Genomic DNA, 14,232 nt, shown 5'->3' with positions numbered 1-14,232 from the left:
CTTATTGTCTTTCCTTGACATGGTTTTCATAACGGGCGCGGGCCGGGCCGATTTCGGCGCGGTCGGATACTTCAGGCACCGCGACATCCCACCAGTGGCCGCCGGCGCGCGGCGTCGGGTAAGGGTCGGTATCGATGACGATGACGGTGGTGCGGCTGGAGGCACGGGCGGCAGCGAGCGCCTCTTCCAGCTCGGTTATGGTGGAGACCTTGCGTGCATCCGCCCCCATCGAGCCGGCATGGGCCACGAAATCGATGGCTATCGGGTTGACGTTGGTGTGGGCGTAGAGGTTGTTGAACTCCGCGCCGCCGGTTTCCATCTGCAGGCGGTTGATGCAGCCGTAACCGCGATTGTCGGTGATGACGAGTGTGATTTTCACGCCCATGGCGACCGATGTCGCAAGCTCCGAATTCATCATCATGTAGGAGCCGTCGCCGACCATGACGATCACATCCCGGTCCGGTTCCGCCATCTTGATGCCGAGGCCGCCGGCCACCTCATAACCCATGCAGGAGAAGCCATATTCCATGTGATAGGAGAGCGGCAGCTTGGATTTCCACAGCTGGTGAAGCTCGCCCGGCATGGTGCCCGCCGCGCACATGACGACGGTGTTGTCCCGCGACTGGCGCTGCACCGCGCCGATGACCTGCATGTCTGTCGGCAGGCTGTTCACATGCTCCTCGCCCGGTGCCGCCGTATCGGCATCGGCCTTTTCGAACCATGCCGCCTTGAGCTTGGCATCCGGGGCCGCATAACGGTGGCTGCCGAGGGCGGCGGAGAGCTTTTCAAGCCCGATCTTTGCATCCGCCGTCAGGCTGATCGCATCGTGCTTTGCGCTGTCATAGGGCTGCACGTTGAGCGCCAGGATCTTGCGGTTCGGGTTCTTGAACAGCGCCCAGGAGCCGGTGGTGAAATCCTGAAAACGGGTGCCGACACCGAAGACCAGATCGGCCTTTTCGCTGATGATATTGGCGCTTTCCGCACCGGTAACGCCGACGGGACCGAAATTCAGATCATGGTCCCAGGCGAGCGCCGATTTGCCGGCCTGCGTTTCAACGACGGGAATGGAATGGGTTTCGGCAAAACGTTTCAGCGTCTCGGTTGCGCCGGCAAAATGCACGCCGCCGCCGGCGACGATGATCGGGTTCTTCGCAGCCTTCAGTGCTGCAACCGCTTCTTCGAACTCGACCACATCAGGTTCCGGGCGGCGTTGGCGCCAAACGCGTTTTTCGAAGAAGCTTTCGGGGTAATCATAGGCTTCCGCCTGCACATCCTGGCAGAAGGCGAGCGTGACGGGGCCGCAATCGGCCGGGTCCGTCATGGTGCGCATGGCGCGGGGAAGGGCCGTCAGCAACTGTTCCGGCCGCATGATACGGTCGAAATACCGGCTGACCGGGCGGAAGCAGTCATTCACCGTCATGGTGCCGTCGCCGAAATCTTCGAGTTGCTGCAGCACCGGGTCCGGGCCGCGATTGGCGAAGACATCGCCGGGGATCAACAGAACCGGCAGGCGGTTGACATGCGCCAGCGCTGCCGCCGTCACCATGTTTGCCGCACCGGGGCCGATGGAGGAGGTGACCGCCATGGCGCGTCTGCGGCGCAGCTGCTTGGAATAAGCGATAGCCGCATGGGCCATGGACTGCTCGTTCTGGCCGCGATAGGTCGGCAGTTCGTCGCGGATGCCATAAAGCGCTTCGCCGATGCCGGCGACATTGCCATGGCCGAAAATGGCCCACACGCCGGCGATATAGGTTTCGCCGTGCTCATTCATCTGCGCTGCCAGGTAACGAACCATGGCCTGCGCAGCCGTCAATCTGATTGTCTTCACGCTGCCTCTCCCTTTTTGGCGCGCGCCTCATCCCAAATGCGGCACAGGCTGGTGTAACGCTGCGCCATATCCTTCACCGCTTCCTCGTCGGTTATCTTGCCCGAAAGCCAGCCGCGGGCGGCTTCTGCAAAGATCGTACGGCCAACGGCGAAACCTTTGACCAGATCGAAACCGGCGGCAAGGCGGAAGCTTTCCTCCAGCTCGCTTTGCGGTGCGTCGAGACCGAGAACGACGATGCCCCGCACGTAAGGATCGTTGCGATTGACGGCGTCGCAGGCATTTTTCCACGCGGCGCGGGTCTTCATCGGCTCCAGCTTCCACCAGTCGGGGTAAACGCCGATCTCGTAAAAGCGCTCGATGATGCGGGCGGCGGTCAAATCGTCGGTCGGGCCGACCTTGGAGGGAATGATCTCCAGCAGCATTTCCAGCCGGTTGCGCCGTGCCGCCTCGAACAGGCGCGTCACGGTCTCTTCCTGCGCAGCGCGCATCTCGTCCGTGTCATCGGGGTGATAGAAGCACAGAACCTTGACGACGTTTTCAAGCGGCCATTCCGAAAGTCCGCCGAAATCCTTGCCGAGATCGGGTTCCAGCGTCAGCGGGCGTGAGCCCGGCCATTCCACCGGACGGCCGATCCAGAGGCCGGAGCCGCTGGCGGCAAACAGCGCATCGCGGCCAAGGCGGCCGTCGCAGAGTATGCCGTAACCCGCCTCGCCACCGGAAACTTTCTGCGCGGCCTGAAGGCAGAGCTTCTTGAAAGCGCCGATTTGCTCATGCTTGATGCCAAGTTCGTCGGCGATGGCCTCCAGCTGCATGCGGTGGTCGAAAGCGAAGACGCGCATCGTCTCCCAGTCGCCCTTGCGGTTGGTGGACCAATGCACCTGCTCCAGCGCCTCGTCCTTGCGCAGCGCCTTGTTGCGGATGCCGGCCTTGAAGAAATATTGCAGCTCTTCCCAGCTTGGATAGGCCGGTGTGCAGCCATGGCGGGAAACGGCGAAGGCGCCACAGGCATTGGCGTATTTCAGCGTCGTCGGCCAGTCTTCGCCGCGCAGCCAGCCGCGGAAGAGGCCGGCCATGAAGCCGTCACCCGCACCGAGAACGTTGAAGACCTCGATCGGGAAACCTTCGCCGGTCTCACCCTCGTCGAGGCTGGCAGGAATATCGCCGGCGAAAACCGAAGCGCCCATGGGCCCGCGCTTGCACACCAGCGTCGCGTTCGAAACCTTACGCACGGCATTCAGTGCGGTCAGCGTATCGGTCGAGCCGCCGGCAATGTGGAATTCTTCCTCGGTGCCGACGATAAGATCGAACAGGTGTAGTGTGGATTGCAGCTTGGCGGTGACCTTCTGCGATTCGACGAAACGGCTTTCGCCATCGCCATGGCCGGCCACACCCCAGAGATTGGGGCGGTAATCGATATCGAGCGCGGTCTTCGCGCCATTCTCGCGGGCGAGTTTCAGCGCCTTCAGCACGGCCGCTTCCGTTTTCGGATGCGACAGATGCGTGCCGGTGGCGCAGACGCAGCCGGCGTCGGCAATGAAGGCGGGATCGATGTCGTCTTCGCTGAGCGCCATGTCGGCACAGTTTTCGCGATAGAAGATCAGCGGGAATTGGTTCTGGTCGCGAATGCCGAGCAGCACCAGCGCGGTCAGCCGCTCGGGGTCTGTCTTCACGCCGCGCACGTCGACGCCTTCGCGCACCAGCTGTTCGCGGATGAAACGGCCCATATGTTCATCGCCCACACGGGTGATGACGGCGCTGTTCAATCCAAGGCGGGCGGCACCGGCGGCGATATTGGTGGGGGAGCCGCCAATATATTTGGCAAAGGAGGCCATGTCCTCCAGACGGCCGCCGACCTGCGAACCGTAAAGGTCGACAGACGAGCGCCCGATCGTGATAAGATCAAGTTTTTTCAAAAGGTTCCTCCTTAGCACCGCACGCTGGCGCGGTCTGCCTCATGTGTGTCGAGCGGATCAGGCAACCATGCCGCCAGCTATCGCCATCCCGCTCCGGTGAGCCTCCTCCGCTCACTTGTCCCGTCACGAGACGGACAGTCGTGGAATGCCCGTTTCATGGATTTGGATCATAAATTCTATTTTTCTCGTTTTCAATAAAAATATTCAGGCCGTCTTGCGTGTTCCCACAGCAACCGCCAGCGTGATGGCGAGACAGAGCGTGGCCGAAAGCGAGCGGAATGCGCCGAAATCGATTTCCGTCACCGTCAGAAGCGTCGCGCCGGACTTCCGGAGCGGATTGACCGCAGAATCGGAAAGCGCCACGACCGGAATGCCGTTGGCGCGGGCGTTTTCCGCCAGTTCCAGCGTCTCAGTGGAATAGGGGGAGAAAGTGATGGCGATCAGCGCGTCTTCGCGGGAGATGGCGCTGATATTGCCGAGCCCGCCAACGGCGCTGTGCAGCACGGCCGGCACCTTCATCTTCTCGAAGGCATAGGCCAGATAGCTGGCGATGGGGAATGAGCGGCGCAGGCCCATGATATGCACGGTTCGCGCCTTTGAGAGCGCCGAAACCGCCTCGTCAAGCTGCTTGGTATCGACCGATTTCAGCAGCATTTCGAGCGAAGAACGGCCGGCTTCGACGAATTCCGCCAGCAGGCCGGAGGCGCTTTCATCGCCTTTTTCGCGCAGATGGTCGAGCCGCGTGGCATAATCCGGCCAGCCGCCGACATAGGAATCACGGAACAGGCGCTGCATTTCCGAAAAGCCGGAAAAGCCCATGATCTGACAGAAGCGCATGAAGGCCGAGGGTTGCACGCCAGCCCCTTCCGCCATTTCGGCGACGGTGGAAACGGCGATGCGATCCTGATTGGAGGCGACATAATCGGCGCATTGCCGCAACCGCTTCGGCAGGCCCTCCGCCACCTGGAGCAATCGCTCCTCAAAAGCCTTTACCGAATCTGGCGCCTCGATTGCCGTCATTGTCATTCCTTTGTGCAGACTGAAATTATGTGCACATTAGCTGCAATGGAATTTTTATTCCATTGGGTTTTTTGAGGGGCTGGGGAATGAGGGCGGCTGGCTTATCTCATCCTTGTGCTGGTCACAGGGATCCAGCGTGATCAAGGGCTTGATCACAAGAGGGCCCTTTCACGGCGCCGACGTGCCATGGCAGGATTCGGCGACATCCTAAGCCGCCGCCGCGCGCATATCGCGCCGGAAATCGGATGGCGACATGCCGGCGATCTGGCGAAAGGCCTTGTTGAAGGCGCTGACCGACCCGAAGCCGCTTTCCATGGCGATCTGCAGGATGTTGTCCTTGCCGGTCATCAGCATCGCCTGCGCGCGGGAAAGCCGGAGCAGGGTCAGATATTTGATCAGCGTCATGCCGGTGGATTTGCGGAACAGGTTCATCGCATATTTCGGATGCAGCGAGGCGGCGCGGGCGATGTCGGTCGCGTCGATATCATCGAGGAAATTGGCGGCGATAAAATCGCACATGCGCACGACGCCGATGGAGGGCGCCATGCCTTCCTCATCCTCTTTGCTTTTTCCATCGGTCGCCGATGAGATGACGGAATAGGGTTCGAGAAACATCCGCTCCACCCTGAGCAGCAATTCCTCCACCGCATGCTGGGCTTTCGCCGGATCACCGGAGGTAACATAACGGAACCATCGGCCGAAATTTTCCGCATCGGCCCTGTCTGTCTCGGCGCTCACCATGGTTGCGCCGCCCATCAGCTGGCTGGAGACGGCGGCCGGCAGGCGCATGCGGAAGAAATGCACGAGCGGCAGATGCGCGCCGGCATAAAAGGAATCGTCGGAGGATTGGTCCATCTGGTGCGGCTGGCCGCCCCAGAAAATGCACATCTGGCCGGCATGGAGTGTCAGCTCATGATCGCCCATGCGGTAATGCACCGATCCCGACATCACATAATTCACCTCCACCTGCGCGTGCCAATGGGGGCGGAGCATGATGGGCGGGTGGTTATGGAAAAGCTGAAGCGTGGTCGGCATGCCTTCGATGCTGCTCGCACCCGGCTGGTAAAAGGCTCTTTCGGCAATCTTACTTTCCGCCAAATCGATGTTCCCTTTTTACGAGACAGATTTCCTGCCGCCGCTAATGTGCCCATGTTCGCTGAAGAACGGCAATTGAAAAAGGGAGGTTTTCAATGTGCTTGAAATTTCTTGGTGCGTCTACGGCTCTGCTGCTTCTCGCAGCCCCCGCTTTCGCGCAAACCGAGACCGTTACCATCTGGAGCTGGAATGTCGCCGCCTCGGCGCTGAAATCCACGGTCGAGGGTTTCAACAAGCAGAATCCTGACATCAAGATCGTCGTGGAAGACCTTGGAAACGGTCAGGTTTTTGACAAGACCCTGGCCGCCTGCGCAGCCGGTGGCGATGGGCTTCCGGATATCGTGACCATCGAGAATTTCGAGGCGGAACTGTTCTGGAGCCGCTTTCCGGATTGTTTCGCCAATCTGACCGAGCTTGGCTATACCCCTGAGAAACAGGCGCTTTTCCCGGATTTCAAACGCACCGAACTGGAGGTTGATGGCGTTGCCTATGCCGTGCCGTGGGATTCCGGCCCGGTGGCGGTGTTTTATCGCCGCGACTTCTATGAAAAGGCGGGCGTTGACCCGGCTACCATAAAGAGCTGGGACGATTTCATAGTCGCCGGCAAGAAGGTCATGGCCGCCAATCCCGGCACCGTCATGGCGCAGGCCGATTTCAACGGCGACAGCGAATGGTTTCGCATGATCGCCAATGAGCAGGGATGCGGTTACTTTTCGACCGACGGCCAAAGCATCACCATCAACAAGCCGGCCTGTGTGGCGACCCTTGAAAAGATCAAGGAAATGAAGGGTGCGGGCATCATCACGGCCGCGATCTGGGATGAGAAGATCCAGGCCAACACGGCCGGCAAGGCCGCAAGCCAGATGTATGGCGCCTGGTATGAGGGCACGGTCCGTTCCGGCTCTCCCGATCTTTCCGGCAAATGGGGCGTCTATCTGATGCCGAGCCTGACGTCGGATGGCCCGCATGCGGCCAATCTCGGCGGCTCTTCGCTGGCAGTCAGCTCCACGTCCCAGCACAAGGAAGCCGCGTGGAAATATATCGATTATGCGCTGACCACCAATGAAGGTCAGGTGACGATGCTGAAGTCCTTCGGCCTCGTTCCTTCGCTGCTCTCCGCCATCGACGATCCTTTCGTCAAGGAAAAGCAGCCCTATTGGGGCGGGCAAGCGGTGTGGACCGATATTCTCGCCACCCTGCCGAAGATCGTGCCGAGCCGTGGCACGGCGTTCCAGTCGGATGCGGATGCGATCTACAAGGCGACGCAGACGAAATATTTCGCGGGCGGATATCCCGATGCGAAAGCGGCGCTCGATGATGCCGCCAAGCAGATCGAGACGGCGACGGGGCTCCCGGCCTCGGAGTAATCGGGCGGCTGTTTTATGGACCGAGAGGGTGCCGCACGTTTCTTCTCCCCGAGGGGGGAGAAGTCCGCGGCAGCGGGATGAGGGGGCGACGTCAGCGATGGACCGAGAGCTTGCCCCCTCATCCGGCCCTTCGAGCCACCTTCTCCCCCTCGGGGAGAAGAAATACGCCGTGCCGTCTTGCGATGGCCTCGTCCTCAAACGGGGGCAGGCCTCTTCCAAGCTTTTCCATTTATCCGGCCGAACCGCCGGCATCTGGAGGTCGTCATGCCGTCAAGGAACAGGATCGCTTATGCGTTCCTTGCGCCCTATCTCCTGATTTTCGCCACCTTCTGGGTCTGGCCGATCATCAGTTCGTTCATGCTGTCGTTCCAGAATACGCGCATCAATCCGTGGCGGTTCGCGCCCTCCGTGAACTGGGGGCGGCTCGTTTCCGATCCAGCCTTTTATAATGCGCTCTACAACACACTGATCATTCTGGTCATTCAGGTGCCGGTGATGATTGCGCTCGCCACCATCATGGCGGTGCTGCTGAATTCGCCGCTCTTAAAGGCACGACCGCTCTACCGCTTCGCCTTCTTCGCGCCTGTTGTCGTTGGAGAGGTCGCCTATGCGGCGGTGTTCCGGCTGATGTTCAGCGTCGATTTCGGCATCATCAACAAGCTCATCACCGCCGTTGGCCTTTCGCCGGTCTCGTGGTTCGACAATGCCAATGCGGCCATGGCACTCGTCATCATCGCCGTCACCTGGCGCTGGGCGGGGTATAACGCCATCATCATTTTGGCCGGGCTGCAATCCATTCCGGGTGATGTCTACGAGGCGGCGACGCTGGACAAGGTGAGCAAGCGCCAGCAATTTTTCCACATCACGTTGCCGCTCCTCAAACCCATCATCCTCTTCTGCGTCGTCCTGTCGGTCATCGGCACCATGCAGCTGTTTGCCGAACCGTTCCTCATCACCAATCGCGGCGGGCCGGGTGGCGGCACGGAAACGCTGGGGCTGTTCCTCTATCGGCAGGGCTTTACCTCGCTCAATTTCGGTTACGCTTCGGCCATTGCCTACACCATGGCGGCGCTCGCCATCGCCATTTCACTTCTCAATCTCTGGGTCGGGAGGGAGCCGAAATGAGGTCGAAATCCAGATCGCTTTTCTGGCAGAAGATCGCGCTGCATGCGGCGCTGACGCCGCTCGCCATCATCTGGCTGTTTCCGCTGTGGATGATGTTCGTATTTTCGACCATGCCGGATTACGGCATTTTCAGCCCGGATATCGTGCTGGTGCCGTCCACCAACTTCATTGAGAATTTCAACAATCTACAGGCGGACACCAATTTCCTGCGGGCCATGTTCATCTCGATCACCGTCGCCGTTATCTACACGGTTCTTTCGGTGTTCCTGACGTCGATGGCGGGCTGGGCGCTGGCGCGTTACCGCTTTGCAGGACGCGGGGTGGTGATCGCCATCATTTTGGGCACCATCACCCTGCCTTTCGCGGTCGTTGTCATTCCACAATTCATCATGGTGGCGCGGGAATTCAAGCTGGCCAATAGCTGGATCGCGCTCATCGTGCCGCCGCTGTTCAATTCGCTCGGCGTGCTGTTCATGCGGCAATCCTTCTCGATGATGCCGACCGAGCTTTTCGATGCGGCACGGGTGGAAGGCGTGAAGGAATGGCAGATATTCCTGCGCATCGCCTTGCCGCTGGCGCGTCCCACGATGGCGGCGCTGTCGATCATTCTCTTCCTGGCCTCGTGGAACAATTACCTCTGGCCGCTTCTCATCAATTCCCGCCCAGGAATGATGACCGCACCCGTGGCGCTTGGCACCCTCATCGGGCTCACCAAGGTGTCATGGGGCGGCATCATGGCCGGCGCGGTGCTGCTCACCGCACCCATCCTCGTGGTTTTCGTGGCTCTGCAGCGTCACTTCATCGCCGGCATTTCCGCCGGGGCAGTCAAGTAAGGGAGGCTACATGGCGGAACTTTCGCTCAGGAACGTGCTCAAGCGTTATGGCGCGCTCGAAGTCATCCATGGCGCAAATCTGGAGGTGGAAGACGGGGAGTTCGTCGTTTTTGTCGGCCCGTCCGGCTGCGGCAAATCCACGCTTCTCAGAATGATCGCCGGGCTGGAAGATATCTCCGGCGGCGATATCGTGATCGGCGGCAGAACGGTGAGCGATGCCGATCCGGCCGATCGCGGCATCGCGATGGTGTTCCAGTCCTACGCGCTTTATCCGCATATGACTGTCGCCGAAAACCTGTCCTTCGGCCTTCGAATGAACGGCAACCCCAAAGCAGATACGCAGAAGCGTGTCAGCCGTGCCGCAGAAATCCTGCAGATCAACGAATTGATGGAACGCCGCCCGAAACAGCTTTCCGGTGGCCAGCGCCAGCGTGTGGCCATCGGCCGCGCCATCGTACGCGAACCGCAGGTCTTCCTGTTCGATGAGCCGCTGTCCAACCTCGATGCTGAACTGCGGGTACAGATGCGCGTGGAAATATCGCGGCTGCACAAGCAGCTTGGCACCACGATGATCTATGTGACCCATGACCAGACCGAGGCGATGACGCTCGCCGACAAGATCGTGGTTTTGCGGGCGGGCAATATCGAACAGGTCGGCGCGCCGCTCGATCTTTATGACGATCCCGCCAATCGTTTCGTCGCCGGTTTCGTCGGCTCGCCGAAGATGAATTTTCTCGACGCCACCATCATCGGCAGCGGTGCGGAAAGCGTCACGCTCTCGCTCGACAGCGATCCTGCGGTGCGGCTGACCCTGCCGGTCAAGGCCCGTTTGAACGACGGCGCCAGGGTTTCGCTCGGCATCCGGCCCGAACATTTCGCCGATGCGGGGCAAGGCGATGCCGATCTCACCGTTCATGTCGATGTCGCTGAACATCTCGGCAATACCAGCTATGTCTATGCCCGCGCGCAAGGCGGCGAACAGCTCATCATCGAGCGGCCGGAATCGCGTGATGTCGGCAATCGCGACCGGCTGACGGTCGGTCTTTCCGCCCCCAAGGCTTTCCTTTTCGACAGCAAGGGCGAACGCCTGCGCTGAACCCTTTCCCAAGCACCCAATGTAAGACGAGGATTTCATGACGACCGAACAACCGATCCGCTGGGGCATCATCGGCCCGGGCACCATCGCCAAAACATTCGCGGACGGCATTGCCCATTCCCGCACCGGCAGGTTAGAGGCCATCGCCACCCGCAATCCGGACAAGCCCGGCCTTGCCGAAGCTTTTGCCGGCGCGCGCATCATCCATGGTTACGACGCGCTGCTTGCCGATCCCGATATCGACGCGGTTTACATTGCCACCCCCCACACCGGCCATGCCGAATGGGCGATCAAGGCGATCCGCGCCGGCAAGAACGTGCTGGTGGAAAAACCCATCGCGCTTTCCGCCTATGACGCCGATGCCATTTTCCACGAGGCGAAAAAGGCAGGCGTCTTTGCCGGCGAGGCCTATATGTATCGCCTGCACCCGCAGACGGCGAAACTGCTGGAACTGGTGAAAGCCCGCGCCGTCGGCGATATCCGCATCATCCGTTCCAGCTTCGGTTTCAACATGGGCTCCTTCCGGGCCGATCACCGGCTCTTTGCCAATGAAATGGCGGGCGGCGGCATTCTCGATGTCGGCGGTTATCCGGTCTCCATGGTGCGCATGATTGCCGGTGCGGTAGACGGAAAATCCTTCGCCGAGCCGGAAAAGGTGGCGGGTGCCGCCCATCTCGGCCAGTCGGGCGTCGATGAATGGGCCTCGGCGGTGCTGAAATTCCCCAATGGCATCGTCGCCGAAGTCTCATGCTCGATCATGGCGGGGCAGGACAATGTGCTGCGCATCATCGGCTCGGAAGGTCGCATCGAAGTCAAGGATTTCTGGTTCGCCGCTGGCCACAAGGGCGGCACCGGGCGGATCGACATCATTCGCGGCGACAAGGTGGAAACCATCGAAGTGCCGGAAGATCGCTGGCTTTATTCCTTCGAGGTCGATGCGGCCGGCGAGGCTATCCGGCAGGGCAAAAAGGAATTCGATGCACCCGGCATGGGCTGGGCCGACAGCCTCGGCAATTTGCGGGTCATGGATCAGTGGCGCGCTTCCGTCGGGCTGGAATACAGCATTGAGAAGGCAACGTCGCGCGTTGCGAATATTGCCGGCGGCAAGGTGGTGGCCGGAAACGCGGTTCCGAAGCGGCAGATACCGGGCATTGCCAAGCCGGCTTCCGTGGTCGCGCTCGGTTTCGAATTTTTCCCCAATTTCGCCTCCGCATCGCTGACGCTCGATGCGTTTTATGAAGCGGGCGGCAATCTCTTCGATACGGCCTATGTCTATGGCGGCGGCAAGACGGAGGCGATTTTTGGTGACTGGCATAGGAGCCGCAATGTGCCGCGCGAGGAGATCGTGCTGATCGGCAAGGGCGCGCATTCGCCGCTCTGCTATCCCGACATGATCGCCAGGCAGCTCGATCAGTCGCTGGAGCGATTGAAGACGGATTATGTCGATGCCTATTTCATGCATCGCGATAATCTGGACGTTCCGGTCGCCGAATTCGTCGATGCCATGGATGCCGAAGTCCGGCGCGGGCGCATTCGCGGCATTTTCGGCGGTTCCAACTGGACACGGGAACGCATGGATGAAGCTGCCGCCTATGCTGGGAAGAACGGCAAGCAGGCCCCGGGCGCGCTTTCCAACAATTTCTCGCTCGCCGAAATGCTCGATCCCATCTGGGCGGGCTGTGTCGCTGCGTCGGATGACGAGTGGAAGGAATGGCTGAGATCCCGCCAGATCCCCAACTTCGCCTGGTCGAGCCAGGGGCGGGGTTTCTTCACCGATCGGGCAGGGCGGAACAAGCATGATGACGAGGAGATCGTCCGTGTCTGGTATTCCGACCGCAACTTCGTTCGCCGCGATCGGGCAATCGAGCTTGCACAGAAACTCGGGCGGCACCCGATCCATATCGCGCTTGCTTATGTCATCGCCCAGCCTTTCCCGGTCATTCCGCTGATCGGGCCGCGCACCATCGCCGAGCTGGAGGATAGTCTTTCGGCGCTGGATATTGCGCTGACGGGCGAGCAGGTGAAGTGGCTGGAGGCGTACGGCCGGTCAGGAAGGCGGCGGATAAGTCCGCCGCCATTCGGATAGGACGAAGCGCTGCGGCATATTTCTTCTCCCCGCCGGGGAGAAGATGCCCCGAAGGGGCAGATGAGGTGGCAAACTCTCCGAATATCTCTGCCGCCGCCCCCTCATCCGGCGCTGCGCCACCTTCTCCCCCGGCGGGGAGAAGAAACAGGCGGCACCCGCTTATTCCATGGCGATCCTGCGGAGGGCGCTATCTTTCATCTTCTTTCCTTTTCCGGTGACTGCTAAAGCCTAGGTTCATAGACGCGTCGCGAAACAATCACCGGAGTTCCCATGGGCGATATCGACCGAAACCGTGCGCATGAGCTGATGCGGGAGGCGGATATCGACGCGCTGGTGCTGTTCCAGCCCGAAGCCTTCCGTTATGCGGTCGGCGCTCACGCCGGCGTGGCGACCATGTGGGGCAGGGCGGGCTCGGCGATTGCGCTGGTGCCGGCCGATGTGGGGGCGAGACTTGCCGCCGTCGTCAGTGATCATGCCGCCCCGCTCGTCAGACGGGCCGCACCGGACGTTGAACTGTGCTGCCATCGCATCTGGATCGACATGGTCGATCTTTCGGGTGTGGAAACCGTCGCGCAGGTGGATGACGCCTATCGCCGTAGTGCTTCCGGCGGGTCGAGACCGGAGACATTCGATCGTGCCGTCTGTTTCGGCCTGTTGGCTGACTTGCTGCGGGAGCGCGGGCTGTCTGCGGCGCGCATCGGCGCCGATCTCGAATTCATGCCGGCCGCCGATTTTCTGGCCCTGCGTCAGGCCCTTCCCGATGTGAACTGGATCGATGGCTCGGCCGTGTTGCGGCGTCTGCGCGCGGTGAAATCCGAACGCGAGATCGAGCTTCTGCGGCGCGCGGCAGCGGCGGCTGAGGCGGGGCTGGTCGCGATGGCGGCGGCCGTCAGGCCGGGGGCGGCGCTCGGCGGGCTTTCCGCCGCCTGGAAGGCCGGCGCGCAGGCGCATGCCGCGACATCCGGTTTTTCACTGAGCGGGCACTGGGATTACATATCCGTCGGGCCCGCCCTGTCGGATATGGCGGCCGTGGTGACGCCGGGTGCGCTCATCAAGGCTGATGTCGGCACGCTGGTCGATGGTTATTCTTCCGATGGTGCAAGAACCTTCTCATGGGGGCCGGTCTCGCCTCTGGCAGCGGATATCTTCAAGGCGCTGGAAGCGGCTTTTGCCGCCGGGCTTGAATCGATCCGTCCGGGCAACAGCTTCGGCGCGGTGCACGCCGCCATGCTGGCCTCGATGCGCAGGGACGGTTTCGGCGAATATTATCGCGGCCATTTCGGCCATTCCGTCGGGGGCGGCGTCGGCATCGAGGAATGGCCATTCTTTTCCCATGACAATCCGGAAATCATTCTTCCCGGCATGGTGGTCGCGCTCGAAGCGCCTTTTTACGGCGAGGGGCTGGGTGCCTTGATGATCGAGGACCAGTTCCTCGTCACATCGTCAGGCGCGGAGTGCATGAACACGCTGCCCCGCACTCTGAGAGATTTATTCAGAAGCTGAGTGCCGTCTCAGAGGAAATCGTCGCGGCGCGGGGTGAAGCAGTCGATCAGCTCGCCCTCTTCCAGACACAGGCAACCGTGTTCGATATGGCCGGGCACCACAAGGCTGTCGCCTTTCTCAAGGTCATAGGCTTCGCCATCGCGGTAGAAACGGAAACTGCCGCTGGCGACATAGGTGGATTGCACATGCGGATGGCTGTGCAGCTTGCCTTCCGCGCCGGTCTTGAAACGGAAAGACACCACCATCAGCTCGGGTGCTTCGGAAAGCACGGTGCGTTCCACGCCATCGTCGGGCGAAACGGTGGGGAATTTGGGAAGCTGCTGCATGGGTTTCTCCTCGGTCTTGTAATGCGCTTCAGGGCGGTTC

11 protein-coding genes are annotated in these 14,232 nt (G+C 60.9%); 6 read left to right on the top strand and 5 right to left on the bottom strand.

Annotation, left to right across the window (positions count from 1 at the left end; all coding sequences use genetic code 11):
- Position 1: 1 nt before the first annotated feature.
- The 4 genes from iolD to QD336_RS13710 form a co-directional block, all read right to left on the bottom strand.
- The gene (gene iolD, locus QD336_RS13725) at positions 2–1,828 is read right to left on the bottom strand and encodes a 3D-(3,5/4)-trihydroxycyclohexane-1,2-dione acylhydrolase (decyclizing) (protein ID WP_269345436.1); all 1,827 of its coding nucleotides are present in this window, start codon (positions 1,826–1,828) and stop codon (positions 2–4) included.
- Positions 1,825–3,741: a bifunctional 5-dehydro-2-deoxygluconokinase/5-dehydro-2-deoxyphosphogluconate aldolase gene (locus tag QD336_RS13720; protein WP_269345438.1), complete on the bottom strand. Its 1,917-nt coding sequence runs from the start codon at positions 3,739–3,741 to the stop codon at positions 1,825–1,827. The genes iolD and QD336_RS13720 overlap by 4 nt, the downstream gene beginning before the upstream one ends.
- Positions 3,742–3,945: 204 nt before the next feature.
- Positions 3,946–4,761 carry a MurR/RpiR family transcriptional regulator gene (locus tag QD336_RS13715; RefSeq protein WP_269345440.1) on the bottom strand — a complete coding sequence of 272 codons (816 nt, stop codon included), beginning with the start codon at positions 4,759–4,761 and terminating at the stop codon, positions 3,946–3,948.
- A 207-nt stretch (positions 4,762–4,968) separates the two neighbouring features.
- Complete coding sequence (locus QD336_RS13710; RefSeq protein ID WP_269345442.1) at positions 4,969–5,859, bottom strand: helix-turn-helix domain-containing protein; 891 nt, start codon at positions 5,857–5,859, stop codon at positions 4,969–4,971.
- A gap of 92 nt (positions 5,860–5,951) precedes the next feature.
- Here QD336_RS13710 and QD336_RS13705 point away from each other — a divergent pair, with 92 nt between their 5' ends.
- From QD336_RS13705 to QD336_RS13680, 6 genes are all read left to right on the top strand, one after another.
- On the top strand, positions 5,952–7,223 hold the full coding sequence (locus tag QD336_RS13705; RefSeq protein WP_269345444.1) for an ABC transporter substrate-binding protein: 1,272 nt from the start codon (positions 5,952–5,954) through the stop codon (positions 7,221–7,223).
- 264 nt (positions 7,224–7,487) lie between these two features.
- Positions 7,488–8,348: a carbohydrate ABC transporter permease gene (locus QD336_RS13700; RefSeq protein ID WP_269345446.1), complete on the top strand. Its 861-nt coding sequence runs from the start codon at positions 7,488–7,490 to the stop codon at positions 8,346–8,348.
- Positions 8,345–9,181, top strand: a complete 837-nt coding sequence (locus QD336_RS13695; protein WP_269345448.1) for a carbohydrate ABC transporter permease — start codon at positions 8,345–8,347, stop codon at positions 9,179–9,181. Before QD336_RS13700 ends, QD336_RS13695 begins: the two co-directional genes overlap by 4 nt.
- Positions 9,182–9,191: 10 nt before the next feature.
- Positions 9,192–10,277 (top strand): ABC transporter ATP-binding protein, encoded by a 1,086-nt coding sequence (locus QD336_RS13690; RefSeq protein ID WP_269345449.1) that lies wholly within the window; start codon positions 9,192–9,194, stop codon positions 10,275–10,277.
- Positions 10,278–10,314: 37 nt separating this feature from the next.
- Positions 10,315–12,363: an aldo/keto reductase gene (locus QD336_RS13685; RefSeq protein ID WP_269345451.1), complete on the top strand. Its 2,049-nt coding sequence runs from the start codon at positions 10,315–10,317 to the stop codon at positions 12,361–12,363.
- Positions 12,364–12,633: 270 nt separating this feature from the next.
- Positions 12,634–13,866, top strand: a complete 1,233-nt coding sequence (locus QD336_RS13680; RefSeq protein ID WP_499171082.1) for a M24 family metallopeptidase — start codon at positions 12,634–12,636, stop codon at positions 13,864–13,866.
- An 8-nt stretch (positions 13,867–13,874) separates the two neighbouring features.
- Here the strand turns inward: QD336_RS13680 and QD336_RS13675 are convergent, their stop codons facing one another.
- Positions 13,875–14,192, bottom strand: a complete 318-nt coding sequence (locus QD336_RS13675) for a cupin domain-containing protein (protein WP_269345454.1) — start codon at positions 14,190–14,192, stop codon at positions 13,875–13,877.
- Positions 14,193–14,232 lie beyond the last annotated feature (40 nt).

Source organism: Rhizobium sp. BR 250 (genome assembly GCF_047445855.1).
Lineage (GTDB): Bacteria > Pseudomonadota > Alphaproteobacteria > Rhizobiales > Rhizobiaceae > Agrobacterium > Agrobacterium tumefaciens_I.
The sequence above is the reverse complement of the archived record's forward strand: the minus strand, read 5'-3'. Positions and strand labels throughout refer to the sequence as shown.

Excerpts from the sequence above, each read along its gene's own strand:
- QD336_RS13705 (WP_269345444.1), top strand. The coding sequence starts at position 5,952 with ATGTGCTTGAAATTTCTTGGTGCGTCTACGGCTCTGCTGCTTCTCGCA.
- QD336_RS13680 (WP_499171082.1), top strand. The coding sequence starts at position 12,634 with ATGGGCGATATCGACCGAAACCGTGCGCATGAGCTGATGCGGGAGGCG.
- QD336_RS13690 (WP_269345449.1), top strand. The coding sequence starts at position 9,192 with ATGGCGGAACTTTCGCTCAGGAACGTGCTCAAGCGTTATGGCGCGCTC.
- QD336_RS13700 (WP_269345446.1), top strand. The coding sequence starts at position 7,488 with ATGCCGTCAAGGAACAGGATCGCTTATGCGTTCCTTGCGCCCTATCTC.
- QD336_RS13685 (WP_269345451.1), top strand. The coding sequence starts at position 10,315 with ATGACGACCGAACAACCGATCCGCTGGGGCATCATCGGCCCGGGCACC.
- QD336_RS13675 (WP_269345454.1), bottom strand. The coding sequence starts at position 14,192 with ATGCAGCAGCTTCCCAAATTCCCCACCGTTTCGCCCGACGATGGCGTG.
- QD336_RS13715 (WP_269345440.1), bottom strand. The coding sequence starts at position 4,761 with ATGACGGCAATCGAGGCGCCAGATTCGGTAAAGGCTTTTGAGGAGCGA.
- QD336_RS13695 (WP_269345448.1), top strand. The coding sequence starts at position 8,345 with ATGAGGTCGAAATCCAGATCGCTTTTCTGGCAGAAGATCGCGCTGCAT.